The sequence below is a fragment of the Streptomyces sp. NPDC008313 genome (genome assembly GCF_042956125.1).
GTDB lineage: Bacteria > Actinomycetota > Actinomycetes > Streptomycetales > Streptomycetaceae > Streptomyces.
In genome coordinates, this window is record NZ_JBIBFR010000003.1 from 30375 (window position 1) to 56034 (window position 25660).

Annotated in this window: 26 protein-coding genes and 2 pseudogenes; 18 read left to right on the forward strand and 10 right to left on the reverse strand. The window is 71.9% G+C overall.

Features of this window, described 5'->3' with window-relative positions; all coding sequences use genetic code 11:
* Nucleotide 1: 1 nt before the first annotated feature.
* From ACFY93_RS04890 to ACFY93_RS04905, 4 genes are read left to right on the forward strand one after another with little or no spacing between them, the layout of a single operon-like run.
* Nucleotides 2-733, forward strand: a complete 732-nt coding sequence (locus ACFY93_RS04890; protein WP_391353645.1) for an ATP-binding cassette domain-containing protein — start codon at nucleotides 2-4, stop codon at nucleotides 731-733.
* Nucleotides 720-1409, forward strand: a complete 690-nt coding sequence (locus ACFY93_RS04895) for an ATP-binding cassette domain-containing protein (RefSeq protein ID WP_391353646.1) — start codon at nucleotides 720-722, stop codon at nucleotides 1407-1409. Before ACFY93_RS04890 ends, ACFY93_RS04895 begins: the two co-directional genes overlap by 14 nt.
* A complete protein-coding gene (locus ACFY93_RS04900; protein WP_391353647.1) occupies nucleotides 1406-4048 on the forward strand; it encodes an FtsX-like permease family protein in 2643 nt (880 codons plus the stop codon). The genes ACFY93_RS04895 and ACFY93_RS04900 overlap by 4 nt, the downstream gene beginning before the upstream one ends.
* A 52-nt stretch (nucleotides 4049-4100) precedes the next feature.
* A complete protein-coding gene (locus ACFY93_RS04905; RefSeq protein WP_391353648.1) occupies nucleotides 4101-4829 on the forward strand; it encodes a response regulator in 729 nt (242 codons plus the stop codon).
* A 63-nt stretch (nucleotides 4830-4892) separates the two neighbouring features.
* Here the strand turns inward: ACFY93_RS04905 and ACFY93_RS04910 are convergent, their stop codons facing one another.
* From ACFY93_RS04910 to ACFY93_RS04935, 6 genes are all read right to left on the reverse strand, one after another.
* Nucleotides 4893-5561 carry a response regulator transcription factor gene (locus ACFY93_RS04910; RefSeq protein ID WP_334575871.1) on the reverse strand — a complete coding sequence of 223 codons (669 nt, stop codon included), beginning with the start codon at nucleotides 5559-5561 and terminating at the stop codon, nucleotides 4893-4895.
* Nucleotides 5558-6838, reverse strand: a complete 1281-nt coding sequence (locus ACFY93_RS04915; RefSeq protein WP_391353649.1) for a histidine kinase — start codon at nucleotides 6836-6838, stop codon at nucleotides 5558-5560. Before ACFY93_RS04915 ends, ACFY93_RS04910 begins: the two co-directional genes overlap by 4 nt.
* A gap of 27 nt (nucleotides 6839-6865) precedes the next feature.
* Entirely contained in the window at nucleotides 6866-7705 is an 840-nt protein-coding gene (locus ACFY93_RS04920) for an ABC transporter permease (protein ID WP_391353650.1), read from the reverse strand.
* Nucleotides 7702-8640: an ATP-binding cassette domain-containing protein gene (locus ACFY93_RS04925; protein ID WP_334575873.1), complete on the reverse strand. Its 939-nt coding sequence runs from the start codon at nucleotides 8638-8640 to the stop codon at nucleotides 7702-7704. The genes ACFY93_RS04920 and ACFY93_RS04925 overlap by 4 nt, the downstream gene beginning before the upstream one ends.
* Before the next feature lie 672 nt (nucleotides 8641-9312).
* Nucleotides 9313-10242, reverse strand: coding sequence for a M48 family metalloprotease (locus ACFY93_RS04930; protein WP_334450320.1), 930 nt, complete (start codon nucleotides 10240-10242; stop codon nucleotides 9313-9315).
* Nucleotides 10239-10610, reverse strand: a complete 372-nt coding sequence (locus tag ACFY93_RS04935) for a BlaI/MecI/CopY family transcriptional regulator (protein ID WP_334450318.1) — start codon at nucleotides 10608-10610, stop codon at nucleotides 10239-10241. Before ACFY93_RS04935 ends, ACFY93_RS04930 begins: the two co-directional genes overlap by 4 nt.
* 127 nt (nucleotides 10611-10737) lie before the next feature.
* Between ACFY93_RS04935 and ACFY93_RS04940 the strand changes: the two genes are divergently transcribed.
* Genes ACFY93_RS04940 through ACFY93_RS04960 form a run of 5 tightly spaced genes read left to right on the forward strand, consistent with a single transcriptional unit; the run spans nucleotide 10738 to nucleotide 14809 of the window.
* On the forward strand, nucleotides 10738-11406 hold the full coding sequence (locus ACFY93_RS04940; protein WP_391353653.1) for a VTT domain-containing protein: 669 nt from the start codon (nucleotides 10738-10740) through the stop codon (nucleotides 11404-11406).
* Nucleotides 11403-12008, forward strand: coding sequence for a phosphatase PAP2 family protein (locus ACFY93_RS04945; RefSeq protein WP_391353655.1), 606 nt, complete (start codon nucleotides 11403-11405; stop codon nucleotides 12006-12008). Before ACFY93_RS04940 ends, ACFY93_RS04945 begins: the two co-directional genes overlap by 4 nt.
* Complete coding sequence (locus ACFY93_RS04950) at nucleotides 12005-12817, forward strand: phosphatase PAP2 family protein (RefSeq protein ID WP_391353657.1); 813 nt, start codon at nucleotides 12005-12007, stop codon at nucleotides 12815-12817. The genes ACFY93_RS04945 and ACFY93_RS04950 overlap by 4 nt, the downstream gene beginning before the upstream one ends.
* Nucleotides 12771-13433, forward strand: a complete 663-nt coding sequence (locus ACFY93_RS04955) for a winged helix-turn-helix domain-containing protein (RefSeq protein WP_391353659.1) — start codon at nucleotides 12771-12773, stop codon at nucleotides 13431-13433. The genes ACFY93_RS04950 and ACFY93_RS04955 overlap by 47 nt, the downstream gene beginning before the upstream one ends.
* Nucleotides 13430-14809: an ATP-binding protein gene (locus ACFY93_RS04960; RefSeq protein WP_391353661.1), complete on the forward strand. Its 1380-nt coding sequence runs from the start codon at nucleotides 13430-13432 to the stop codon at nucleotides 14807-14809. The genes ACFY93_RS04955 and ACFY93_RS04960 overlap by 4 nt, the downstream gene beginning before the upstream one ends.
* Before the next feature lie 30 nt (nucleotides 14810-14839).
* Here ACFY93_RS04960 and ACFY93_RS04965 read toward each other — a convergent pair whose 3' ends face one another.
* Nucleotides 14840-15595 (reverse strand): hypothetical protein, encoded by a 756-nt coding sequence (locus tag ACFY93_RS04965; protein WP_391353662.1) that lies wholly within the window; start codon nucleotides 15593-15595, stop codon nucleotides 14840-14842.
* On the opposite strand from ACFY93_RS04965, the gene ACFY93_RS04970 reads away from it, so the two are divergent.
* The 5 genes and pseudogenes from ACFY93_RS04970 (at nucleotide 15594) to ACFY93_RS04990 (ending at nucleotide 18563) form a co-directional block, all read left to right on the forward strand.
* Nucleotides 15594-16208, forward strand: coding sequence for a DUF4389 domain-containing protein (locus ACFY93_RS04970; RefSeq protein ID WP_391354129.1), 615 nt, complete (start codon nucleotides 15594-15596; stop codon nucleotides 16206-16208). The genes ACFY93_RS04965 and ACFY93_RS04970 overlap by 2 nt on opposite strands.
* A 274-nt stretch (nucleotides 16209-16482) precedes the next feature.
* Complete coding sequence (locus ACFY93_RS04975; RefSeq protein ID WP_391353664.1) at nucleotides 16483-16716, forward strand: hypothetical protein; 234 nt, start codon at nucleotides 16483-16485, stop codon at nucleotides 16714-16716.
* 24 nt (nucleotides 16717-16740) lie between these two features.
* Nucleotides 16741-17416 (forward strand): annotated as a pseudogene (locus ACFY93_RS04980) (CBS domain-containing protein).
* 107 nt (nucleotides 17417-17523) lie between these two features.
* Nucleotides 17524-17910: pseudogene (locus tag ACFY93_RS04985) on the forward strand (TrkA family potassium uptake protein); the annotation flags it as partial.
* Nucleotides 17907-18563: an NAD-binding protein gene (locus ACFY93_RS04990; protein ID WP_391353666.1), complete on the forward strand. Its 657-nt coding sequence runs from the start codon at nucleotides 17907-17909 to the stop codon at nucleotides 18561-18563. The pseudogene ACFY93_RS04985 and the gene ACFY93_RS04990, both read left to right, overlap by 4 nt.
* A 68-nt stretch (nucleotides 18564-18631) precedes the next feature.
* Here ACFY93_RS04990 and ACFY93_RS04995 read toward each other — a convergent pair whose 3' ends face one another.
* Both ACFY93_RS04995 and ACFY93_RS05000 read right to left on the reverse strand, forming a co-directional pair.
* Nucleotides 18632-20152 (reverse strand): AAA family ATPase, encoded by a 1521-nt coding sequence (locus tag ACFY93_RS04995; protein ID WP_391353668.1) that lies wholly within the window; start codon nucleotides 20150-20152, stop codon nucleotides 18632-18634.
* Nucleotides 20145-21014 (reverse strand): universal stress protein, encoded by an 870-nt coding sequence (locus ACFY93_RS05000; protein ID WP_391353670.1) that lies wholly within the window; start codon nucleotides 21012-21014, stop codon nucleotides 20145-20147. Before ACFY93_RS05000 ends, ACFY93_RS04995 begins: the two co-directional genes overlap by 8 nt.
* 462 nt (nucleotides 21015-21476) lie before the next feature.
* Here ACFY93_RS05000 and ACFY93_RS05005 point away from each other — a divergent pair, with 462 nt between their 5' ends.
* From ACFY93_RS05005 to ACFY93_RS05015, 3 genes are all read left to right on the forward strand, one after another.
* On the forward strand, nucleotides 21477-22865 hold the full coding sequence (locus ACFY93_RS05005; protein ID WP_391353672.1) for a nicotinate phosphoribosyltransferase: 1389 nt from the start codon (nucleotides 21477-21479) through the stop codon (nucleotides 22863-22865).
* Nucleotides 22866-22876: 11 nt separating this feature from the next.
* Complete coding sequence (locus tag ACFY93_RS05010; RefSeq protein ID WP_391353674.1) at nucleotides 22877-23164, forward strand: dsRBD fold-containing protein; 288 nt, start codon at nucleotides 22877-22879, stop codon at nucleotides 23162-23164.
* A gap of 519 nt (nucleotides 23165-23683) precedes the next feature.
* Nucleotides 23684-24412, forward strand: coding sequence for a universal stress protein (locus tag ACFY93_RS05015; RefSeq protein ID WP_391353675.1), 729 nt, complete (start codon nucleotides 23684-23686; stop codon nucleotides 24410-24412).
* Nucleotides 24413-24642: 230 nt separating this feature from the next.
* Here ACFY93_RS05015 and ACFY93_RS05020 read toward each other — a convergent pair whose 3' ends face one another.
* The gene (locus ACFY93_RS05020; protein WP_391353677.1) at nucleotides 24643-25104 is read right to left on the reverse strand and encodes a pyridoxamine 5'-phosphate oxidase family protein; all 462 of its coding nucleotides are present in this window, start codon (nucleotides 25102-25104) and stop codon (nucleotides 24643-24645) included.
* A gap of 186 nt (nucleotides 25105-25290) precedes the next feature.
* Here ACFY93_RS05020 and ACFY93_RS05025 point away from each other — a divergent pair, with 186 nt between their 5' ends.
* Nucleotides 25291-25602, forward strand: a complete 312-nt coding sequence (locus ACFY93_RS05025; protein ID WP_391353678.1) for an FTR1 family protein — start codon at nucleotides 25291-25293, stop codon at nucleotides 25600-25602.
* Nucleotides 25603-25660 lie beyond the last annotated feature (58 nt).

Here is a 25660-nt window from a genome sequence, read left to right on the forward strand (position 1 = left end):
GATGCACGCCGGACCGTCCGACGAGGACGTCGTGCTGGCCGCCCGGGAGCTCTACCGCTTCTACCGGGCCGGTGAGGAGGAGACGCTCGCGTTGCGCGGGGTGTCACTGCGGGTGCGGCGCGGGGAGACGGTCGCCGTCGTCGGCCCGTCGGGGGCGGGCAAGTCGACCCTGCTGGCGTGCCTGGCCGGGCTCGACGAGCCGTCGGGCGGCGAGGTCCGGGTGGCGGGCGTGCGCATCAGCCACCGGCCCGAGACCGAACGCGCCCGGCTGCGCGCGCGGCACGTGGGAGTGCTTCTGCAGTCCCGCAACCTTCTGCCGCATCTGACCGTGCGCGACAACATCCGACTCGCCCAGCATGCGGTGCGCGGCCGTCCCACGGTGCGGGCCGGGGTGCTGCTGGAGCAGGTGGGGCTCGGGCGGCGGGCGGGCGCGCTGCCGCGGCAGCTGTCCGGCGGTGAGCTGGCCCGGGCCGGGCTAGCCGTCGCGCTGGCCAACTCCCCGGCCGTCCTGCTGGCCGACGAGCCGACCGGCGAACTCGACGGCATGACCGAGAAGTTGGTGCTGCGGATGCTTCGGGACCGGGCGACGGACGGTTGCGCGGTGCTGATCGTGACGCACAGCGCGGAAGCGGTGCGGGGGGCCGACCAAGTGATCACACTGGACGACGGGCGGGCCCACGAGGGACGCGAGGGAACCGCTCAGGCCAAGGAGAGCAGCCATGTCCTCCGCTGACCTGCTCGTCTCCTGCCGGGGTGTCGCGCTCACCTTCGGCCGGGGCCCCACCGCGGTGGTGGCGGTGCACGGCGCCGATCTGGACGTCCGCTCCGGCGAGCGGCTGGCGATCGTGGGACCGTCCGGGTCGGGGAAGTCGTCCCTGCTCCATCTGCTGGCCGGGCTCGAACGCCCCACCAGCGGCACGATCACCCGGCCGGGACTTCCCGGGCCGCGGGACATCGGCCTGGTCTTCCAGGCCGACAGCCTCATTCCCGCCCTCGACGTCACGGAGAACACCGCGCTGCCGCTCGTCCTCGCGGGACGTCCGCAGGAGGACACCCGCCGTCGGGTCGGCGAGGCGCTCGACGTGGTCGGCGCGGCCGGGCTGGCTGACCGGCTGCCCGACGAGATCTCCGGGGGTCAGGCCCAGCGGGTGGCCGTGGCCCGTGTGCTGGCGCAGGCGCCGCGGCTGATCCTCGCGGACGAGCCCACCGGCCGCCTCGACCACGCCACCGGCGCCCGCGTCCTGGACGCCCTGCTGGAGGCGGCCGACCGGACGGGCGCGGCTCTCGTCGTCACCACCCACGACCCCGCTGTCGCCGCCCGGCTCACCGTTCGGCGGGGCATGCGCGACGGCCGGCTGCTCGCACCCGAAGCAGCGGAAGCGCCGGATCCACGAGGGAGCCTGTCATGATCACCGCCTGGGCGGGCGGACTGGCCCGCCACCGCATCGGGCGGCTCCTGGCCGCCGTCGCCGGGATCGCCCTCGCCGTCGCTCTGGTCGCCGCGCTCGGCTCCTTCCTGACCGCGTCCAAGGCGACCATGACCGAGCGCGCGGTTCGCTCGGTCGCCGTGGACTGGCAGGTCGAGGTACAGCCGGGCGCCGACCCGAACGCCGTGCGGTCGCTGGTGCAGGCCGCCGACGGCACCCGGGCCGCACTGCCCGTCGGCTTCGCCCGCACCACCGGCTTCACCGCCACCGTGGGAGGCAGCACCCAGACGACCGGCCCTGGCGTCGCGCTCGGCCTGCCCGCCGACTACCGCAGTCACTTCCCCGACGAACTGCGCACGCTCTCCGGCTCCGGCACCGGCGTCCTGCTCGCCCAGCAGACCGCCTCCAACCTGCACGCCACCCCCGGCGACACCATCGGCGTACGGCTGCCCGGCGCCGGACTGCGGCCGGTGCGGGTGGACGGCGTGGTCGACCTACCGCAGGCCGACTCGCTGTTCCAGAAGATCGGCGCGCCCCCGCAATCCCAGCCCACCGCTCCCCCGGACAACGTCGTCCTCCTGCCCGCCGCCCGGTTCGCCTCCCTCACCCACGGAGCCACCGACGTCACCACCCAGATCCACGTGGCCCGCGACGCGGGACTGCCGGCCGACCCGGCCGCCGCCTTCACCTCGGTCACCGGCGCCGCACACCACCTGGAGGCCAAGTCGGCCGGCTCCGCGCTCGTCGGCAACAACCTCGGCGCGGCCCTCGACTCCGCCCGCCAGGACGCCCTCTACGCCCAGATCCTCTTCCTCTTCCTCGGCGTCCCCGGCGCCGTCCTGGCCGCCGCCCTGACGGTGGCGGTCGCCTCGGCCGGCGGCGAACGGCGCCGCCGGGAACAGGGTCTGCTGCGGCTGCGCGGGCTACGTCCCCGCCAGATCACCGCGCTCGCGGGCCTGGAGGCCGCACTGGTCGGGACCGTCGGCGGCCTGGCGGGTCTCGGGCTCGCCGCGCTGACCGGCCGCCTCGCCTTCGGCGCTGCCTCCTTCGGGGCGGGCGCGGGCACCTGGGCCCTCTGGTACGCCGTCGCTTTCGTCCTCGGCGTGGCCGTGGCCGCCGCTGCCGTGCTCGTGCCCGCTCTGCGGGATCTGCGCACGGTGACCGTCGCCGACACCAGGAGAGAGCCGCGCGGGTCGCGTTCGCCCTGGTGGCTGCGTTACGGCCTGGACTTCGCGCTGCTGATCGGCTCCTGGCTGGTCTTCCGCGCTTCCTCCGGTAACCAGTACGCCCTCGTCCTCGCCCCGGAGGGCGTGCCCAGCGTGTCCGTCTCCTACTGGGCGTTCCTCGGGCCAGCCCTGCTGTGGCTGGGCGCGGCCCTGCTGCTGTGGCGGCTGACCCTGCTGGTCCTCGCCCACGGCCGGCCGGCACTGGCCCGCCTCGCCCGACCACTGACCGCGACCCTCGCCACGACCACGGCGGCCGTGCTGTCCCACCGCCGACGGCCACTGGCCCGCTCCGTGGTACTGCTCGCCCTCGCCGTGTCGTTCGCGATCTCCACGGCCGTCTTCAACTCCACCTACCGTCAGCAGTCCGAGGTCGACGCCCGCCTCACCAACGGCGCGGACGTCACCGTCACCGAACCGCCCGGCGCGCAGGTCCGGCCGAGCGCGGCCGACACGCTGAACGTCTCCGGCGTCCGGCACGTCGAGCCCCTCCAGCACCGCTACGCCTACGTCGGCTCCGACCTCCAGGACCTCTACGGCGTCAGGCCCGCCACCGTCGCGAAGGCCACCTCGCTCCAGGACGCCTACTTCTCGGGCGGCACGGCCGATCAGCTGATGCGCCGACTCGCCCAGCGCCCCGACAACCTGCTGGTCAGCGCCGAGACCGTGCACGACTTCCAGCTCTCCCCGGGCGACACCGTCAACCTCCGGATCCAGGACGCCCGTACGAAAGCTCTGCGCACCGTGCCCTTCCACTACGCCGGGATCGTCAAGGAGTTCCCGACCGCGCCGAAGGACAGCTTTTTCGTCGCCAACGCCGCCTACGTGGCGAAGGCGACCGGCAGCAACGCGGTCGGCGCCTTCCTCCTCGACACGGGCGGCAGCCACCAGCAGCAGATCGCCGCACATCTGCACCGGCAGCTAGGCACCGGCGCCACGGTCACCGACCTCACGCAGACGCGCGGCACGGTCGGCACCAGTCTGACCTCTGTCGACCTGGCCGGTCTCACCCGGATCGAGCTGGCCTTCGCGGTGCTGCTGTCCGCCGGGGCGGGAGGGCTCGTCCTCGCCCTGGGCCTCGCCGAGCGCCGCCGTACCTTCGCCGTGGCCACCGTCCTCGGCGCGAAGAGCGGCCAACTGCGCGGCATGGTCCTGACCGAGGCCCTGCTGCTGGCCGCCGGCGGCCTGGCGGGCGGCGCCCTCATCGGCTGGGCCCTGTCCGAGATGCTCGTGAAGGTCCTGACGGGTGTCTTCGATCCGCCGCCCGCGAGCCTGTCGGTGCCGGGCGGCTACCTGGCCCTGACCGCGGGCGCGGCCGTCAACGCCGTACTGGCGGCTGCGCTGAACGGCATCCGCAGCGCCGGCCGGCCCGCCGTGGAGGAGTTGCGTGACCTGTGAGCGGGCGGGAGCGGGCGGGCCGCGCGCGTCGCCCGCTCCTACGCTGTCCAGCATGCGTACGCACGCGACCTTCGACCCGAGCCGTCACCGCGTCCTCGTCGTCGAGGACGACGACACCATCGGCCGCCACCTGGAGACCGGCCTGCGCGGCAACGGCTACGCACCGACCTGGAGCCGGACGGGCTCCGCAGCGCTGACCGAGGCCGAGGGGACCCGGTACGACGTGCTGCTGCTCGACCTGGGACTGCCCGACATGGACGGTCTGGACGTCGCGCGCGCCGTACGCGCCCGCCATCCGGACCTGCTGATCGTCATCCTGACAGCCCGCACGGACGACATCGACGTCATCGCCGGGCTGGACGCGGGGGCCGACGACTACCTCGTCAAGCCCTTCAGCCTGACCGTGCTGCTCGCCCGGCTCCGCGCCCATCTGCGCCGCCGGGTCGTCGCCACGCCGCCCCAGGAACCCGTCCGGCTGGCCGACCTCGTCCTCGACGTCGTGGCCCGCCGCTGCACGCTGCACGACACGCACATCGACCTGCGTCCCAAGGAGTTCGACCTGCTCGCCGTCCTGACCCGGCACGCCGGGGAGGCCGTCTCCCGGGAAACCCTGATGGCCGAGGTCTGGGACGAGAACTGGTTCGGCTCCACCAAGACCCTCGACGTCACCATGGCGGGCCTGCGCCGCCGCCTCGCGCAGGCCGCCGACGCCTCGGTCCACCCCGGCAGCCTGCCCCGCATCACCACCCTGCGGGGGCACGGCTACCGCCTGGAACTCTGACGGGTGCCGCGGCGCGGCAGCAGCGAGCTGGCCGTCGGTCTTCCCGGACGTCGCTCATCGGGTTCAGTCCACGCCGGGCCGGGCGAGGCCGTGGTCGTAGGCGAAGATCACGGCCTGGATGCGGTCGCGGGCTCCGATCTTGGCCAGGACGCGGCCGACGTGGGTCTTGACGGTGGACTCGGACAGGACGAACCGGGCGGCGATCTCGCCGTTGGTCCAGCCCTTGCCGACGGCGACGAGGATCTCCCGTTCGCGGTCGGTGAGGGAGCCGAGCCTCGGGTCCTCGGCGGAGTCGCCCCGGTGGGCGGGGACGTACTGGGCGAACTCGTCCAGGAGGCGGCGGGTGAGGGCGGGCGCGATGACGGCGTCGCCGGAGGCGACGGCGCGGATTCCGGCGAGGAGCTCCTCGGGGCGCGCGTCCTTGAGGAGGAAGCCGCTGGCGCCGGCGCGGATGGCTGCGTGGACGTACTCGTCGAGGTCGAAGGTGGTGAGCACGAGGACGCGTGAGCGGCCGCCGGCGGCGACGATGCGGCGGGTGGCCTCGATGCCGTCCATGCCGGGCATGCGGACGTCCATCAGGACGACGTCCGGGCGCATTTCGGCGGCCTTGCGGACGGCCTCGGCGCCGTGGGCGGCCTCGCCGACGACGTCGGTCTCGGGGACGGAGTCCAGGAGCAAATGGAAGCCGTAGCGTTGCAGCGGCTGGTCGTCCACGATGAGGACGGTGGTCATCGGTCACCGCCCCGGGATGTGAGGTCGAGGACGGCCTCGACGCTCCATCCTCCGCCGTCCGTCGGTCCCGCGCTGACGGTGCCTCCGTACAGAGCGGCTCTTTCTCGCATGCCCACCAGGCCGTGCCCTTCCTCGTTCGGCGGTCCCGGCTGTGCGGCCGGGCCGGTGTCCTGGACCCGGATGGTCAGCCGGCTGTCCTCGACGAGGATCGCCAGGAGTACCTGGGTGTCGGTGTCGGCGTGTTTCAGGGTGTTGGTGACGGCTTCCTGGACGATGCGGTACACCGTCAGCTGCACCCCACTGTCCAGGGCGTCCACCTCCCCGGAGGTCCGGTAGACCACCTCCAGTCCGGCGGCGCGCACCGTGGCGCACAGCGCTTCGATGTCCGCGATGCCGGGCTGCGGGCTGAGTTCGAGCCCGCGGGACGGACCGGCCCCGTCCTGACGCAGCACACCGAGCACGCGCCGCAGCTCGCCGAGGGCCTGTCGGCCGGTGTCACCGATGAGCTGCAGGGCCTCCTTGCCCCGCGCGGGCTGGAGGTCACTGGCGTAGGCGCCGGCGTCGGCGAGGGTGATGATGACGGACAGGTTGTGGCCGACGATGTCGTGCATCTCGCGGGCGACACGGGTGCGTTCGGTGGCCGTGGCCAGTCTGCTGCGCTGGTCGCGCTCGGTCTCCAGCCGGGCCGCCCGCTCGCGCAGTCCGGCCAGTTGGGCCCGGCGGATGCGGACCATCAGGCCGAGCGCGAGGGCCGCGGTCGCCGTGCTCAGCAGGAAGAACAGCGCGTCCCACACGGACACGGCCGCGGACGCGCGCACCGCGACCAGCACCATGGCGCCCGCCGTGACCGCACAGGCCCAGGGCAACTGCCGCAGCCGCCCGTGCAGGGCCAGGCTGTACAGGGCGACGAAGAGCGCGATGTCAGCGCGCAGCGCCGCGCCCAGGGACCATTGGAGGACGAACACCGAGGCGATGACACCGAAGGCCGCCATGGGCTTGCGTCGCCGCCACAGCAGGGGCAGTACCAGTCCTGCCTGCAGTGCCAGGATTCCCGCGACGGGCAACTCGGTGAATGCGAGCCGGAAGCGGCGCGGGCCGTCGCCGTCGTCCACACCGCCGCGCAGCAGGTCGGGCAGGCAGAACATCAGGAAGACCACGATGACGACCGCGGTGTCCAGCACCCACGGATGTGTCCGGTCGGCCTGCCGCAACCGCTGGCCGCCCCGGGACAGCCGGGCGACCAGCGGTCCCATCCCGCTGATGTCATCGGTGGTCACGGACGTCACCTGTCCATGGTGCGGGCGTCAGACGTCGGTGCGCGCGAGCCGGTACGCCGCGCCGCCCAGCGCAAGCGCCGTCCAGCACAGGAAGACCAGCAGCCCGGCGCCCGGCGACAGTGACGTCGAGTCGTGGGTCAGCGCGAACATCGACTCACCCGCGTTGGACGGCAGGTAGGGGCTGATGTCGTCCTGCCAGGAGCTCGGCAGCAGGGAGATCAGCCCCGGGATCAGCATCAGGACGGCGACCAACACCGAGATGCCCCCGGCCACCGACCGCAGCAGCGCGCCCAGGGCGGCGCCGATCACCCCGACCAGGCCGAGGTAGAGCCCCGCGCCCAGCAGGCTCCGCAGTACACCAGCGTGCGAAAGGCTCATGGCCGCGGGAGTGCCCGAGACGATTCCACTGCCGAACAGGAAGGCGACGAACCCACCCACCATCCCCACGACCAGGGCGACCAGCCCGAACACAGCCGCCTTGGACCACAGCACGGGCAGCCGGCGGGGCACCGCCGCGAGCGTGGAACGGATCATGCCGGTCGAGTACTCTCCCGCCGTGACCAGCACGCCGAGCACACCCAAGGCGAGCTGGGCGAAGTTCGTACCGAAGAGGGACAGGCTGACGGCCGTCGAATCGGCGAAGTCCCGGTCCATGTGGCCGGAGTCGATCCCCGACTTGTAGCGACTCGCGGAGATCAGGCCGAAGGCCACCAGGAACAGCAGGCCGAGGCCCAAGGTGATCCAGGTCGAGCGCAGGGACCACAGCTTGGCCCACTCGGAGGCGAGCACTCGCCGTCCTGTCACCCGGTAGGCGGGGCGGGCGGGAGTGGTCCTGGGTTCCTCTGCGGTTGCGGTGAGGGTGCTCATGCGGGCCTCCCAAGCGTCTCGATCGCAGTCGTGGAGCCGTGGTACTCCACGGCATCCTTGGTCAGGTCCATGAACGCCTCCTCCAGCGACACGCTTCGCGCGCTCAGCTCGAACAGCGCGATGCCGTGTTCGGCGGCCCTCAGCCCGATCTCGCGGGCGGTCAGCCCAGTCACCTGCAGCTCCTCGGAACCGATCCGGCCGGTGACATCGACGTCCGGCCCGGCGAGTACGTCTCGCAGCCGGGCCGGGTCCTGGGTGACGACCTTCACCGTGTCCCCGCCGGCCTCGCGGATCAGGTCGGCCACGGTCGTGTCGGCCAGCAGCCGCCCGCGCCCCACGATGATCAGGTGGTCCGCCACCAGGGCCATCTCGCTCATCAGATGGGAGGACACGAACACCGTCCGGCCCTCGTCGGCGAGCCCTTTCAGGAGGTTGCGGATCCAGAGCACCCCTTCCGGGTCCAGCCCGTTGACCGGCTCATCGAGCATCACCGTCTGCGGATCGCCCAGGAGCGCGGCCGCGATGCCCAGTCGCTGGCCCATCCCGAGGGAGAAGGCGCCGGCCCGCTTCTTCGCCACGCTGTCGAGTCCGGCGAGGCCGATCACCTCGTCGACCCGGCTGCCGGGAATGCCGTGGGTGAGCGCGAGCGCTTTGAGGTGGTTGTACGCCGAGCGGCCCGGGTGGATCGACTTCGCCTCCAGCAGGGCGCCGACCTCCTGCAGCGGGGCCTGGTGGCGGGCGTAGGGGTGGCCGTTCACGGTGACGGAGCCGCTCGTCGGGGCGTCGAGGCCGACGATCATGCGCATGGTCGTGGACTTGCCCGCACCGTTGGGCCCGAGGAAGCCGGTCACCGTGCCGGGCTTCACGACGAAGTCCAGCCCGTCGACGGCCGTCTTCTCGCCGTACCTCTTGGTCAACCGCCGTGCGTCGATCATTCGCGTTCTCCCTGTCGGGCTCCGGCGTCCGTCGCTTCGGACGCCTCACCGGCAACGCTAAGTGCCGAATCACCCGAATCCGGTGGTACCGGGAGGCTGAACCGTGGCGGGCGCGTAGTACCGCGGTACTACGTGGCAACCTGCGCTGCCTTCCGTGTTCGCCAGCCCCACGGCCGTCGCAGCAGGCACGCGGCCGATGCTGAGGGAGCCCATGCGGCGTCGCCGCACACCGGCACACCGTGGACGCCGGCGCCGACCGCCTTGCCGTCGCCGATGGAGCCTGGCTGTTGGCGGCACTGGCAGGCCGGCCACCCGGTGCTCGGCCCAGGCGCGGGCGCAGCCGGGCGGGTCACCGCCCGGTGCCACGAGCGTGACAGTGGGCAGGCGGCGGGCGGTTCGCCGGATGCCGGCCGACGTGGCGTTGGCGTCGTGGCCGACGGTCGCGGCAGACGGCCCGCGCGGTAGGCGATCGGGACGTCGTTCACTACCGTGACCGGACAGGGCGGGCGAACGCCCAGCCGGTGCAGCCCGGCGGCGACGGAGACACACTCGCCGTGGGGCGCCGCCGACGCACCGGCGGCCTGCTCCGGCTGCTGGAGCCGGTCCTCCCCTGTGGGTGATCATGCGGCGGCCGGCTGGCCTTCCGGCGGCGGGCCGCCAGCCCTGAACCGGTCAAGGAGCCTCCTCGCCCTGGGCGACCTCAACCTCGTGGTGGAAGTCCGCGACGCCTGCCGCTCCTGCGGCGACGGACAGGACCGTGCAGGCCACGAGGAGGAACGCGGTACGACGGGTGGTGCGCGGGCGCGTCCGGGTGGGTGCGAGAAGCGCCGCGACGCGTTGCGGCACCGGTCCGGTCGTCGCCGCGGGCGCGAAGTCCGGGCGGGTGGAGGTGGAGGCGTTTCCGGCGAGGGCGGCGCGGGCGATGGCCGTGGCGATCAGGCGTCGGTCGCCGGTGACCTCGGCGGCGGCCTCGTCGGCGGCTCGCTCGGCGGCGAGCCGGATGGTGTCGCGGGTGGTGCGCAGGGCGGGGTGGCAGTGGGCGGCGAGTTCGGAGGCGGCCAGGAAGTAGTGGTGCCCGGCCCGGTTGTGGGCGCGCTCATGGGCGAAGAGGGCCTCACGCTCGGCAGGTCCCAGACTGCGCAGCATGGCGGTGGTGACGACGATTCGGTGGGGCCGGCCGGGCAGGGCGTACGCGTCCGGATCGGGCGATTCGATCACGCACAGGTCGCCTGCGGCGGGGCGGCGGTCGGCCTGTGTGCGGGCGGTGCGGAAGGCGCGGGTCTGCCGGAAGACCGAGCGTGCGAGGGTCCAGACGCTGAGGGTGAGCACCCCGGTGGCCGCCATGGCGGCGGGGAGGACGAAGTAGTCCGAGGCGGTCCGCAGGGGGTGGATGAGTTCGCCGAGGGCGGCGAAGGCGGGGAGTTTGAGCAGTCCGGTCAGGACGAGGGCTCCGAGGGCGGCGACGCAGGCTCCCGCCAGTGCCAGGGTCGAGGCGGTGAGGACCCACAGTGCGGTGGCGGGGGCCAGGCGGTCGAGGGTCCGGCGGGCCAGCGTCGGCGCGAGGAAAGGCAGGATCAGCGGGAGGAGCAGCAGGGCGGTCATCGCTCGTCACCCTCCAGGAGCCGGCGCAGGTGCTGCTCGTCGCCGGGGCTGAGTTGGGCGACGAAGCGGGCCAGGACGGTCTCCCGGTCGGTGTCCCGGTCGAGTTCGGTGTGCATGCGCCGGGCGGTCAGGCCGGGCGCGTCCTGGACGGGGAAGTAGGCGTAGCCGCGGCCCTGCCGCTCCCTGTCGACGATGCCCTTCTCGTGCAGGCGGGTCAGTATCGTCGCCACCGTGGTCCGGGCCAGGCCGGAGCCGAGCTCGGCCTGCACCCGCCCGGGCGTGAGCGGGGCCCCGGCGGCCCACAGCGCGGCCATAACGGCGGCTTCGAGCTCGCCGGCCGACCGCCTCTCGTCCCTCGCGTCCTTCATGGGAACGTTCCTCACTCCGCCATCGTCTACAGTTCAGTAGGCCGTCTACAAGGTTGTAGTCAGTCGTCGGATGCCGCCGTTCCGCCGCATCCGACAGTCCGGAAGAACGATGAAGGGGCTCCCGACGATGACCACAGCCATGCACCTATCGTCGCAGCTCGCCGTCAATGTGCTGGACGCCCGGTCGCTGCTGGCCGCCTTCGGCGTGCTGGGCGTGGGCGTGGTGCTGTTCGCCGAGACCGGGCTGTTGATCGGCTTCTTCCTGCCGGGCGATTCCCTGCTGTTCACAGCCGGTCTGCTGTGCACGGGCGCCGACGACCGCGGTCTGAAACTGTCCCTCGCCCCGCTCCTGATCGCCGCGGCGGTGGGAGCGCTGGCCGGCGCACAGTGCGGATACCTCCTGGGCCGAAGAGCGGGCGGCACCGTGCTCGCCCGCAGTCACTCGCCCCGCCTGCACGAGGGGGCGAAACGCGCGGAGGAGCTGCTGGCGCGCTACGGGTACGCGAAGGCGATCGTCCTAGCCCGCTTCGTTCCGGTGGTGCGCACGGTCCTGAACCCGATGGCGGGCGCCCTGCGGGTGCCCGTGCGGACGTTCACCGTCTGGCAGGTGACCGGCGGGCTGGTGTGGAGCCTGGGGCTCACCCTGGCGGGCTACGCGCTGGGCTCCTCCGTGCCGAACGTGGACCGCTATCTGCTGCCGATCGTCGCGGTGATCGTGGCCCTGTCGCTGATTCCGGTCGCCTCCGAGGTGTACCGCTCGCGCCGGGCCGCGAAGGCGAAGGAGGCACGCGGATGATTCTCGCCTTCAACGGCTCGTCGGTCGACGGCTCGGCCTACACCGCCGTGGTGAACCTCGCTCGGCACTCCCCCGTCTGGCTGGACGACACGGTGTCGGCCTGGTCGACGTACGGGCTCACCCTGTTCGCGGTGCTCATGGCGGTCGGCTGGTGGCGCGCCCGGCGACTCGGCGCCACCGCGTCGGTGACGGCGCTCGCCGTGCCGTTCGTCGTGGTCGTGGCCTTCGGGGTGGACGCGATGCTGAAGCTGTTGGTACGCGAGGACCGGCCTTGCCAGAGCCTGCGGGTGACCACGCTGGAGGCGTGTCCGGCGCCCGGAGACTGGTCCTTCCCCAGCAACCACGCGGCCATCGCCGCCGCGGCGGCCGTCGCCCTGCTGTTCGTCTCCCGCCGCCTCGGCGCCCTCGCCGTGGTGGCCGCCTGCGCGATGGCCGTCTCGCGTGTCTGGGTGGGCGCGCACTACCCCCACGACGTGCTGGCAGGCGTCGTGGTGGGCGCCGTGGCCGCCCTGCTCTCCATGTCGGCACTGCGCAGGCGTGCGGAGGCCGCAGCCCTGCGGCTCGCGGCCACCCGTCTGCGACCGCTGCTGGTGGTGTCGTGAAGCGCGGCGAGGTCGCCGAACTGGCCGGCAGCTGCGGACTCGGAGCGTGGACGGCCTTCGGCGTGCTGACCATGGTCGTGGTCGGCCACGACGGCATACCGCTGTTCGCGGACGCCGACCTGCTCTCGTGGTCCATAGGCCACCGGCCCGACGTGGCGGTGGCGTTCGCCCGCGGGCTGACCGACACCGGGACCGGTGTCGTCCCGTATGCGCTGGCGGTGCTGGCCGCGCTCATCGCGGGGCGCAGCCCACGGCAGCGCGCGCTCGCCGTCGCGCTCTGTCTGGGCTGCCTTGGGGCGGGCCAGGCGCTGCGGTACGCGGTGATGGCGCTCGTCACCCGGCCGCGACCACCCCTGGCGGACTGGGCGACGCATGCCTCGGGATGGGCGTTCCCGTCCGGTCACACCACCACGGCGGCCCTCACCGCGGGGCTGCTGATCATCGCCGTCCGCGTGCGCGGCCCGCGCGGCACGATCCCGCTCACCCTGGTCATCGGCGGCTGGGGCGCGTCGGTCGGCCTGACCCGTGTCTACCTCGGAGTGCACTGGTTCACCGACGTCGTCGGCGGCTGGCTGTTCGCCCTCGGGTGGCTCGGCCTGTGCCTGGGCGCCTTGGCCCGCTGGCTGCCCGACCGATGGACCCCCGGCGCGGCGGACACGGACTCGGCGCGCGGGACGGCAGAACCGACGGGCAGCACAGCAGGGGGCCGAACGCACACGGCACCGGGACGGACGGACGTGGCACGAGAGCAGAGGGAGGACCATGCGCCAGACGATCCTGGTCGTCGAGGACGATCACGCCCTGCGTGACGTGCTGATGCGCGGACTGCGCGACGAGGACTTCGACCCCGTGCCCGCACCGGACGGCGCCACCGCCCTGCGACTTGGCACCGCCGACATCTGTGCCGCCGTGCTCGACATCGGGCTGCCGGACGCCGACGGACGGGACGTGTGCACGGCCATGCGCGCGAACGGATTCCTCTCCCCCGTCATCTTCCTGACCGCCCACCACCGGCTGAGCGACCGGCTGTCCGGGTTCTCGGCCGGAGGCGACGACTACCTGCCCAAACCGTTCCACCTCACCGAACTCGCGGCCCGCCTGCGGGCAGCCCTCAAACGGGCCGCACCACCGCCTGCCGCCACAGCGGGAGACCTGGCACTGGACGCCGTCCGGCACATGGTCAGCGTCCGAGGCACCCGAGTCGACCTGACACCGACCGAGTTTCGTCTCCTGGCGGCACTCATGGCGGCTTCCGGCGGCATCGTGCGCCGCCGCGAGCTGGTCCGGGCAGCCTGGCCCGAGGGCGCCCAAGTACACGACAACACCCTCGACCAGTATCTGACCCGCCTGCGACGCAAGCTGCGCGCAGCAGGCAGCGACCGGACCATCGGCACGGCCCGCGGGATCGGCCACCGCCTGTCATGAGCGGCACCCGCCACCGGCCGCGGCCCGCCGTGACCGCCTTCCTCCACCGTCTGGCCCCCCGCACGCTGCGCGGCCGGCTCTCCCTCGTCGCCCTCACCACGGCCACGCTGCTGGTGCTGGTCCTCACCGTCGCCTTCAACGCCGTCGCCCAACACCGCCTCCAGCACCAGGCGGACGACGAACTTCGCACCCGCGCCGCCGCCGTCGCGACGACCATCGACACCACCGGCACGACCGTACGCGTCCTGGAGACGTCCAACGACGCCCTCCTCGACACCAACGTGTGGATCTACGCCGGCGGACGCCTGCTGGAAGAGCCGCCGAACGCCGGCCGCCTCACCCGCGTCGCCGACGCCCTCGCCGGGCGCGGCGGGCGGCGGTGCGTCACCGCCGACGTGGACGGCCCTCTCCGGCTGTGCTCGCAGCCGGTGTCCGGAGGGAAGAGAGAGGCCACGGTGGTCACGGCGCTCGACCTCTCCCCCTACCGGAGTTCGGCCGACACCCTGCTCATGGGCTCGCTCGCGCTGGACGCCGTGATGCTCGCCTGCACCTACGCCCTGACCCGGCTGGCGGTAGGCCGCGCACTGCGCCCCGTGCGCACGATGACCGACCAGGCCACCCAGTGGAGCGCCGTGGCCTCCGAAGAACGCTTCGGCCATATGCGGCACCCCGTCGAACTCGCCCGCCTCGGCACGTCGCTGGACGTCATACTGGACCGCATCCGCACCCTCCTGCGCCACGAGCGCCGGCTCACTGGGGAACTCTCGCACGAGCTGCGTACACCCCTGAGCCGGATCATCGCCGAACTCGACTGGTGGCAGGCACGCCCCCGCACCGCCGACCAGACCCACGCCACCCACCAGGTCATCGCGGATGCCGCCCAGTCCATGCGCACCATCTGCGACACCCTCCTGGACGACGCCCGCGGAGGAACACTCACAGCGCCGGGCACCGCCGAGGTGTTGCCCACGCTACGACGGTTCACCGAACTGCCGTACGTGCCCAGCCACTTGACGGTCACCGCCGACGGCCCACGTGTAGAGGCCGGAGTCCCACCCGCCCTTTTCGAACGCATCATCAGCCCGCTTTTGACCAACGCCTGCCGCTACGCCCACGCCAAGGTCGCCGTCCGCGCGTACCGCGCACCCGACGGCGTACGCATCGAAGTCATCGACGACGGGCCCGGCGTACCGCCCCCGTTCACCGGACAGCTCTTCGAACCCGGTCAGCGCGCCGATCCCGGCGACGGACACGGCGGAGCGGGCCTCGGGCTGCCGCTGGCGCGACGCCTGGCCCGCTCCGTCGGCGGCGAGGTGACGTACGACCCCGGACACACCCCCGGGGCACGTTTCGTGGTCAGCCTGCCTGCCGGGTGACTGCGGAGCCGCGCGGCGCTTATCGGCCTATCACTGTGCGTTGTCGCGCCGGACGTCCTTACGGGAGACGGCCAGATAGCCGACGAAGCCGAGGATGGCCACCGTCCAGGACAGCGTGACCGGCCCCAGGCCCAGGTCGAGTCCGCCCCTGCCGTGGCCGACGGCCATCCAGTCGGCGACCGAGGCGCCGAGCGGGCGCGTGATGACGTACGCGGCCCAGAACGCGGCCACCGCGTTCAGGCTCCCCCACCGGTGAGCGACGGCCGGCACGGCGATCGCGGCGGCGTACAGGACGGCGGAGCCCAGATAGCCGAGCCCGATCGTGGCCGTGAGGTCGCCGGCGGCGGTGCCCAGCGCGAACGTGGCCAGCACGGCGGCCCAGTAGAAGGTCTCGCGGCGCCGGGTGTGGATGCTGTGGATGGACAGGGTGCCCTCGCTGCGGTACCAGAGGGCGAAGACGGCGGCCAGCGCGGCCATGAAGAACGGGGTCGAGAGCGTATACGGCACCCCGAGGCCGACGTGCAGGACGTCGGCGGCCATCGTGCCGAACACGCTGACCATGACGATCGCCGTCCAGTAGACCCAGGCCACGTACCGACGGACGGTGAACTGCACCGCTAGAGCGGCCACCAGGGCGATGCCGCCGAGGCCGACAGCGGGAATCGGGCCAAGCAGGTGGGCCAACCAGTCCGAGGCTGTCTCGCCCATACCGGTCGTCAGCACCTTGATGATCCAGAAGTAGACGGTCACCTCCGGCACCTTGCTCGCCGCGTGACGCACCCACATCGACTCGCCACTGTCCCGATGGCTGTGGCTCGTGAAGTGGCTGCTCGCCGTTCCGCACTACGTGGTGCTGTTCTTCCTCTGGATCGCTTTCAGCGTGGTGACCGTGATCGCGTTCTTCGCCATCCTGTTCACCGAGCGCTACCCCCGCGCCCTGTTCGACTTCAACCTGGGAGTACTGCGGTGGAGTTGGCGGGTCTCGTACTACTCGTACGACGCTCTGGGCACCGACCGGTATCCCCCGTTCAGCCTGGGCGAGGAACCGGACTACCCGGCACGGCTGGACATCGCCTATCCGGAGAGGCTCTCCCGCGGCCTGGTGCTGGTGAAGTGGTGGCTTCTGGCCATCCCGCACTACATGGTCATCGGCTTCCTCCTCGGCGGCGCCCACCTGGGCTGGTGGTCCGGTGGCCTGATCGCCCTGCTGACGGTCATCGCGGCCGTGATCCTGGCCTTCACCGAGAAGTACCCGAAGGACCTGTTCGACCTGATCATCGGCCTCAACCGGTGGGTCCTGCGCGTCACCGCCTACGCCGCCCTGATGACGGACGCGTACCCACCGTTCCGCCTGGACCAGGGCGGCTCGGAGAGGGCCACTCCGGGAGAGCGGGCGTAACCGCCGCGCCAGTGGCCACATCTCCGACCGTGCACGGGCTGGGTACCCGGCTTCGGACGGCGCCCGACCGTCCGAACACCGGCGCTTCGACTCCCGGAGTGCCTTGGCCCAGGTTGCGCCATGCGGGTTTGCGGCCATGGTGGAGTAATGCGGCCGGGAACAAGTCGCCGCTGGGTCCCGCCCCCGCCACGGCTTCGCATCGGCCGCGTGCTGAGACGTCCGTACCGGACAGGAGAGCGGCTCCACTTGAGGTCGCGGAGAAGGGACAGCCATCGTGGTTGCGAGGACCGGCGTTTTCGGCGCCAGGCATCTGGGGGCCGAGGCCACCAGCCCGGTGCGTGCCTACGAGTTCGACGCGGCGGCGGTTCGTGAGCTGTGTGCGAAGCACCCGAGGCTGGATCACGAACTCTCTACTTATGTCTCCGGCGTGCTCGCGCGCCGGCTGAGATCCGCCCGGGTGCGGCTGCTCGACCTGTACGCGCCCCACGGCGCGGGCGAGGTCCCATGACAACGCGAGACGAGGTGATTCGAAGTGCCGCAGACCCCGCACACCGTGAGGGATGTGATGACTCGGAGGGTCGTGGCTGTCGGCCGCGACGCGCCCTTCAAAGAGATCGTCCGGACCATGGAGCAGTGGAAAGTCAGCGCTATGCCCGTCCTTGAGGGCGAAGGCCGCGTCATCGGTCGTCTCCGAAGCCGACCTGCTGCCCAAGGAAGAGTTCCGTGACAGCGACCCGAGCCTCTTCGAGCAACGCCGGCGACTGTCCGACGTCGCCAAGGCCGGAGCAGCCATGGCGGAGGAACTCATGAGCACCCCCGCCATCACGGTCCTCCCCGGCGTCACCCTGGCCCAAGCGGCAAGGATCATGGCCGTCCGCCATGTCAAGCGTCTGCCTGTGGTCGACGACATCGGCATGCTCCAGGGCATCGTCAGCCGTGCCGATCTGCTGAAGGTGTTTCTGCGATCGGACGAGGACATCGAGGAGGAGGTCCGCCGCACGGTGGTGTCCTGCCTCTTCCCGGCCTTCAGCCACGCCATCCACGTGAATGTGCGGGAGGGGGTCGTCACCCTCCGCGGACACATCCGCGACACCTCGCTCATATCGGTCGCCGTGCGCCTCGTGCGTGCAGTGGAGGGCGTCGTGGACGTCGAGCCCCGCCTCACCGGTGAGTCCACCGCTCCGGCCGGCCCGACGATCCCTCATTGAAGTCGGGCGACGCGGCCCCGCGACCTGGGTGGAAGGGGCCCTGAGTCCGCGCCGGCGGCCGGGGGGATCCCGCCCGTCGCGGCCGAAGAACCGCCGTGCACAGCGGCGTCCCGAACGTCCTCGCCCGCGTCTACGACCCCCGACGCGCCGACATCTACCGCGAGCTCGGCATCCCCACCATCACCAGCGTCCGCTGGACGGTCCACCAGATCCACCAGATGCTGCTGCACCGCCACCTCTCCCCCGACATCGTCTTCGGCAACGGCGAGACCCTGCTCTACCGCTCCGAAGTACCGGCCTATCTGACCGGGCGGGCGCTGGCCGAGTTCGAGGTCGACGGCGAGATCCGTGTCGTCGAGGTCACCCGCGCGGGCCGCTCCCTGATCCCCGCGCACAGCACGCCCGCGCGGGCGGGCGACCTGGTCACCTTCGCCGTCGCCGCGACGGCGCTCGGCAGGCTGCGCGGCTTCCTCGACAAGGAGCTGGGGACGTGAACGTGATCATCGCCGGCGCGGGACGGCTCGGGACCCAGATCGCCCGGGTACTCGCCGCCGCCCACAACGAGGTGACGCTGATCGACTCCGACGACGACCGCGTCGCCGCACTTCAGGGGCGCGTCCCAGTGCGGATGGTCGCCGGAGACGCCTGCGAGCCGGCGCTTCTGGAACTCGCGGGCGCCCTGACAGCCGACCTCGTCATCGCCACCACCGGGAACGACGAGGACAACCTCGTCATCAGCCTGCTCGCCAAAGGCCGGTTCGCCGTGGACCGCGTCGCCGCCCGCGTCAACAACGCCGACAACGCCTGGCTGTTCGACGGACACTGGGGAGTGGACGTCGCCGTCCCTGCCACCACCCCGCTGGTCTCCCTCATCGAGGAGGCGACCGGGGCCACCGATACGGTCGCCCTGCTGCGGCTGAGCAAGGCGGGCGTCGACGTCATCGAAACGGCGATCACACCGCGGTCCAGGACGGCCGGGCGTGTCCTGGGCGACGTCCGGCTGCCCGAGGGGACGGTCGTCGCCACGATCGTCCGCGACGGACAACCCACGGTGCCTGATCCGGCGCTCCGGCTCCGCCCCGGTGACGAGATCCTGCTCGTCTCGCACAACGCCGACGAGCAGGAGATCCACGCGGCCTTCCAATGACTGCCGGCCACGGATCCCTCCATGGTCACCCCGGCAGCACGGGCCACCGCGTCGTCGTGTCGCTCCCGTCAGTCCGGCTCCATGTAGGGGCGGCGGAAGACCGGGGCCTGGCCGGCGCCCCAGGGACGTACGGCTGCCAGCGCCCGGGCGACCGCGGACTCCAACGGGCCGCTGGTGTCGACGGCGACGGCCTCGGGCCAAGCGGCTTCCCTTGCCGCCATGGCAGCGGCGATGTCGAGGTCGGCGTCGGATGCTCCGGAAGGGCATGTGCTCAGGCGGGCCGCTGACACCTCGTGCGGAACGTGGCAGTGCAGGGCGACCAGGTCGGCGCTGGTGCGTTCGGCCACGTGCTGTGCCGCTTCGCGCTGTGCCGTGTCGGACCAGGTGGCGTCGAGAACGACGGACTCACCGGCGGACAGCAGGGCGGCCGCCCTGCCGAGGAGGGTGGCGTAGGTTCTGGAGGTCCACTCGGGTGTGTACAGCCCTTCGCCGTAGCCGGCCGCCGCGGACTGCTCCGCGGGAATGCCCGCCAGTTCCTTGCGGACGCGGTCGCTGCTGAGCAGAGTGACTCCCAGCCGGTCCGCGAGCGCACCGGAGAGGGTGGACTTCCCGCTGCCCGGCAGCCCGCCGACGACGGTCAGGCCGACGGCGGAGGTGCGCAGGTGGCGCAGTGTCGTCGTGACCAGCCTTCGTGACGCCGCCCCCGCCTCGGGCGCCCCCTGATGAGCCTGGATCAGTGAGACCTTGGCGCGGACGAACGCGCGGTAGGCGACGTAGTGGTGCCACAGCGACGCGGGAGCGGGATCACCGGAGTACTCGCTGTACTGCGCGAGGAAGTAGGCGGCGGCCTCCGGGACGCCCAGCCGTTCCAGGTCCATCGCGAGGAAGGCCGCGTCGTCCAGGCCGTCGACGTAGCGCAGCCGGTCGTCGAACTCCAGGCAGTCCAGGACGCGGGGACCGTCGTCGAGGCAGAAGATGTCCTCGGCGAGGAGGTCTCCGTGGCCGTCGACCACCCGCCCTTGCTCGATACGGGACGCGAACAACCGCTCGCGGCCGGCGAGGTAGCGCCGCACCAGTCGTTCCGCCTCCGTCATCTCCTCGGGCACGGAGCCGTCGTCGGCCATCGCGTGGATCTGCGCGAAACTGGCCTCCCACCGCGACAACAGGGCGTTCCGCGTCCCCTGCTCGTCCACGTCCGGGCCGCGGGGCGCTTCCGCGTGCCATCCGGCGAGGTGCCGGGCGACGTTCCGCAGAACGTCGGCCAAGACGGCCCCTTCTCGTACCAGGCGGGAGAGACGCCGGTCCGCGGGCATGCGGCGCATCACCACGAGGGGCTCGGGGCCTTCCGCGTCCGGGCTGGTCAATTCGCCCAGACCGAGATAGACGTCCGGGGCGAAGCGGCGGTTGAGCGCGACTTCGCGTTCACACGCGTGCCGGCGCGCCGCCCGCCTGGTGTAGTCCAGAAATCCCAGGTTCACCGGTTTCTTGACCTTGTAGGCGCTGTCCCCGGCGAAGAACACGATCGCGGTGTGGGTCTCGCACACCTCCGCGCGGCGAGGCGGTGGCCCGTGGTGGCCGGGCTCAGTCATGAGGGACGACGACGACGGGGCAGCGGCCGTGATGGATGGCGGCCTGGACGACCGGACCCAGGTGGGGTGCCACACCATGTCGGTGCGCACGCCGACCGACCACCAGCAGGGCGGCCCCGGCGGCAGCCTGTACGACGGCCTTGGCGGGGCTCGCCAGACGAATGGTGTCGGCCACCTCCACCTGCGGATACTTGGCGCGCCACGGGCGGAGAGCCTTGCTCAGCTCCTCCTGCGCGTCTTGCGTCATCCCTTCCGTGGCGGCGTGGTCCACCCCCCAGGGCACGCGCGCGTGGAACGGCACGCTTCGGCCGTGGACGGCCAGCAGGGGAACCCCTCTGGCCGCGGCGGTGGCGAACGCGAAGTCGAGCAGGCCGTCGGAGGATCCGTGCAGGTTCAGGGCCACGACCACGCCTTTCGTGGATGCCGCGGGCGCCCCCTCCTCCTGGCTCTCGGCACGGACCAGTACGACCGGCCGCTCGGCCCGTGCCACCACCGGCATGCTGATGTCGCCCAGGAAATAGCTCTGCACGGTCTCGAGTCCCCGAGAACCGAGCACGATCATCTCGGACTCCGACGCCGCTTGGAGCAGGGCGCCCTGAGCGTCGTCGGCGACCAGGTTCCCGACGACGGACAGGCCCGGGTGACGTGCCTGCAACTCCGTCTGCGCGGTGTGGACGAGGCGCTTCGCCCAGTAGTTCTGATCGACTTCCGAGGGGACGCGAGCCGGTTCCGGTGCCAGCAGCGGCCAGGCGTGCAGCAGGCGCAGAGTGAGCTTGCGCTTCTCCGCCTCGTCGGCCGCCCAACGGGCGGCGGTAAGGCTCTCGGGTGAGCCATCGAGGCCCACGGTGATGGCTGGCTGCATGGCGGCGGCCTCCGTCTCGTACGAAGCTGGAAATGACGGCGATTGTCAGCGAACGAGTCCGATCGAGCGGACGGTCCGGACGTCGCCGGCATACCGAGCGCGGTGCGTTCTCTCATTCGAGGATCACCCCCGCCCCCTCCACAGCGCATGTGGACCGGCGGAGGAAGCCGGAAGCGTGGAATCAGGCGCGAGAGGAGACAGAGGCGGTGACGCTTCCCCTGGTGGCCGGTATCGACGGGTCGCGGGCGAGCCTGGAGGCGGTGGACTGGGCCGCCGACGGTGCCCCGGCCCGCTGCCGATCGACGGTGGGAGCAGGTGGTGGGGGACGGCCGGCGAGTCGCTGGAGGCCGGCTCATGAGCGCACACGGTTCCCCGTACGCATCCGTATGCCGTCCAGGCGTGGCGATCACACGCCCGAGGGTACGAACGGCGGGCCGGACGACAGCCCGGGAGGTGACACCAATGTCGGATGCGACGACCACTGATCTGTACGAGGTCACGATGGCCATGTCCTACCTGCGGGAGGGGCGGACCGGCCCGGCGACGTTCAGCCTCTTCGTCCGCGACCTGCCCTCTGAACGCGGTTTCCTGGTGGCGGCGGGACTCGAGTCTGCACTCGACCACCTGGCCGGCTTTCATGTCGGCCCCGAGGACGTCGACGCCTTCGCTTCAGCGCTGCACCGGCCACCACGGGATCTGGAACCTCTGCTCGGTCTGACGTTCACGGGCCAGGTGCGGGCGGTACCGGAGGGGCGGATCGTGTTGGCGAGTGAGCCGCTGCTGGAGGTGACCGGGCCTCTTCCGCAGACGCAGTTGGTCGAGTCGTACGTACTCAACCTCCTCAGCCATCAGACAGCGATCGCCTCGAAGGCCGCACGCTGCGTGCTCGCGGCGGCTGGTCACCCGGTCGTCGACTTCTCCCTGCGGCGCACCCACGGTCCTCAGGCAGGGTTCCAAGCCGCTCGTCTGGGTGCGATGGTCGGCTTCGCCGGGACCAGCAACGTGGCAGCGGCCACCGCTGAGGGCATCCCCGCCGTCGGCACGATGGCCCACTCCTTCGTGGAGACGTTCCCCTCGGAGAAGGAGGCGTTCCGCGCCTTCGCCCGGTGCCACCCCGGCCCGGTGACCCTGCTGGTGGACACCTACGACACGGAGGAAGGGGTCCGGGTCGCGGCAGGCGTCCTACGGGACCTGGGCCGCGGGCCCGGGTCCGCCGTGCGGCTGGACAGCGGTGACCTCGGGGACCTGGCGGTGCGGGCCCGGTCGATCCTCGACGACGCGGGTCTGCCGGACGTGCGGATCGTCGCCAGTGGTGGTCTCGACGAGTACGCCGTGGCCGAGCTCGTCCGCTGCGGAGCACCGATCGACACGTACGCCGTGGGCACCCGTGTCGGTGTGTCGGCCGACGCGCCGTACCTGGACTCGGCGTACAAGCTGGTCGAGTTCGACGGCCGCCCGGTGATGAAGCTGTCATCGGCGAAGGTGACGGCACCCGGCCGCAAGCAGGTGTTCCGCCGCCCCGGCTGCGCCGACGTGATCGGCCTCGCCGACGAGCAGCCCCCCGACGACGGCGTTCCCCTGCTGGAGACGGTGATGCTGGACGGGCGGCGCACCGGCAGGAGGCCCACGCTCGACGAGTGCCGGGTGAGATTCGCCGCGGACCTGGGAGAGCTGCCCCCGGCCGCCCGCCGGATCCGGGCACCCACCGCGCCCCGGGCGACGACCTCCGAGCAACTGAACGTACTCACGGCCCGCGTCCGGCAACGCATCGAGAACCGGCTGTCGGCCGCCTCCGCACAGCAAGCCCCAGAAAGAACCCCATCAGGATCACATCGGTCCATACCGAGGTGAGGAGGAAAGCGATGCCGCATACGTCGGAATGGACGGTTCGTCTTCATCTGTTCGAGGACGACGCGGGAACGACGAAGGCGCATCTGACCCTGGACACCGGCACCACAGAACTCACCGGTCACGGGGCCGCGCATTGCCATCCGGCGGACACGAACATGCCGGAGATCGGCGATGAACTGGCCGCGGGCCGGGCCATGAACGACCTGGCCGGGCAGCTGCTGCAGACCGCCGAGCACGACATCGAGGGCATGGGCGCACCGCGCCCACACGGCCGGGAGGTCGCCGGGTGGCCCACGTGAGCGAGGGTGACACAGCGATCCCCGAGGCAGACGTCGAGGAGGGATCAGCCATGACGCATCCCGCACCCGAGACGCTGTCCTCACGGTGAAGATCCCAAGACCGATAGGGGCAAGGCTCGGCGCATCGAGATCGCCACGATGGCCGGCACCCCAGTGGACGCGTATCGACGCCCCGCCGGTGAGCACGGCCTACGACGGAGTCCCGCACTACGCATTCGGGCCGCACAAGCGCGGGGACAGGGTGCCCATGCGCGACTTCGCGGGCCCTCGGCAGGTGGCGGACGTGACGCGGCGAACTTCGAGCAGACGGCCCACGACCGCCTGGAGGGCCGGCTCCGCGCCGACCAGGCGATGGAACGCGCCCTGCTGCTGGCCACTCGCGAGGGCCTCGCCAGCTTCTTCGTGACCCGGCGACGGCCACCCGATCCGAACGCCCGCCCGTATGTCGCGGCGGCGCGCGGGCGGTGCGACGGTATTCACAGGGGGCCTGTCAGCAACGGGACGGAAGGCGGTGGCCCGATGGAAAACCCGCTGGTCGTGGGCGTCGACGGATCGGAATCCAGTCTGCTGGCGGTCGACTGGGCAGCGGACGAAGCGGCTCGCCACGGCCTGCCGCTGCGGCTCGTCCATGCCTTTCTCTGGGAGCGTTACGAAAGAGCCCGGCCCGCCTTCCGCACCGATCGCCCCGCCGGAGAGGTCATGGCGCAGAACATCGTCGCCTCCTGCGCGGAACGCGCCAGGCTCCGCGACCCCCAGGTGAAGGTGTCCGCCGACGTAGTGGCAGCCGATGCGGTGCCCACGCTGCTTCGGGCGGGGTCTGAGGCGTTCGCCCTGGTCACGGGCGTTCGAGGGCGCGGCGAGGTGACCGGGCTGCTGCTGGGGTCGGTCAGTCTCACGGTGGCAGCTCGCGCCATGTGTCCGGTCGTCGTCGTCCGAGGCGAGGAGCGCGTCCTTCGGGGGTCCGTCGGCCGGGTCGTGGTGGGAGTCGGCGATGCGACCGGAGTCTCGGCCGCCCTCGACGACGCGCTGCGCGAGGCCGTACGGGAGCACCCCGAGGTCGATGTCAGCCGCCGCACGGTTGAGGGCCCCGCCCACCGTGTCCTGCTGGAGGCATCTGCCGACGCCGACCTGATCGTCGTCGGCGCTCAGCGCCGGCACGGGCACTTCGGTCTGCAACTCGGCAGCGTCGCCCACGCCCTGCTGCACCACTCCGCGTGCCCGGTCGCCGTCGTCCCTCATCCGGTCTGAGGTTCGCCGCGCAGGCCCGCTCAGACGACTTTCGAACCGAGGAGGGCGACGGATGTCGGAGCCGACGTGGGCGAGCCCGGCCCACGCGGTCGAGTGCGGGATCAATCGCCTCAAGCGGAACCGTGCCGGTGCCATGTGATACGGCAAACTCGCGGTCCGCTACGAGGCGACCGGCCTCGTAGCGACTCTCGACGAGTGGCTGTGACCCGCGGATTCACACTGCGCCCGTGCTACCCCAGCCACGCCCTATCGCGCATGATGACCCTGCCACGAAGTTCCGGTACTCCGCGCCAGGCGCGCACTGTCCGCGGCGCCACGCACAGGTACACGAAGGGGACCTCTTCGGTACACGGATCCCAGCCGAACTTACCCGCGAACCCCTCCGCGGCATCACTTGGCGCTTCCCGCGCGGGGTAGCACTCTGCCTCCCCCTGCAGCAGCACCGCGTCGAAGGCATCCGGCAGAGCCAGCCGTACGCGCGGTTCCGCATGCAGATCGCGCGCGGTCGCGGAATGCGCGCCGGTACACATCCACACTGCCTGCCCGTCCCACAGAAACCACAGGGGCACTTGATGCGGGCCATGGTCGGGGTGGGACGTCGACACCCATATGTCGCGTTCCGAGCTGAGCCGCTCCAGGGTGTCCCGCCTGCGCTCCGCCGTGGTGCGGCGAACGATCTCCGTAGCTTGCATGGGTGCCGACCTTAGCCAGCAGGTTCACCGTGCGCATGAGGCGCAGGTCCTAAGCCCGGAGGCGGACCGTCGCCCAGGCGCCCCACAGCAGCGTCACCAAGACCGTCGACATGGCGCGTGCCCGCTCACACAGATCCGACGCACAGGCAGTTGATAGGTAAGCCTTACCTCATCTATTGTCCTATCGTGTTCGCCAACTACCTCATCGGCCCGCGTGAGGGACTCGAAGCGATGGGCGCCCCGGCCCTGGCTCTCACCGCATTCATCGCTGTGGGACGGGAAGGGCTGGAGACGGCCCTGTTCATCAGGACCGCCGGGCAGGCCACCGGCCGGAGCACCGCTCCGGTGACCGGCACCGCCCCCGGCCCGGCCGGCGCCGCCGTCCTGGGCCGCCCCTTCCACCGCGGCGCGGTGAGGATCGACTTCGCCAAGTTCTTCCCTGAACCGGCGCCGCCCTGGTGGTCGTCGCCGCCTGGCCGGCCTGCATCCTGCCGGTGACGACCCTCTTCTTCCTCCCCATCCGGGCCAACCCGGGCCCGGCCCCCGCCGCTTCCGG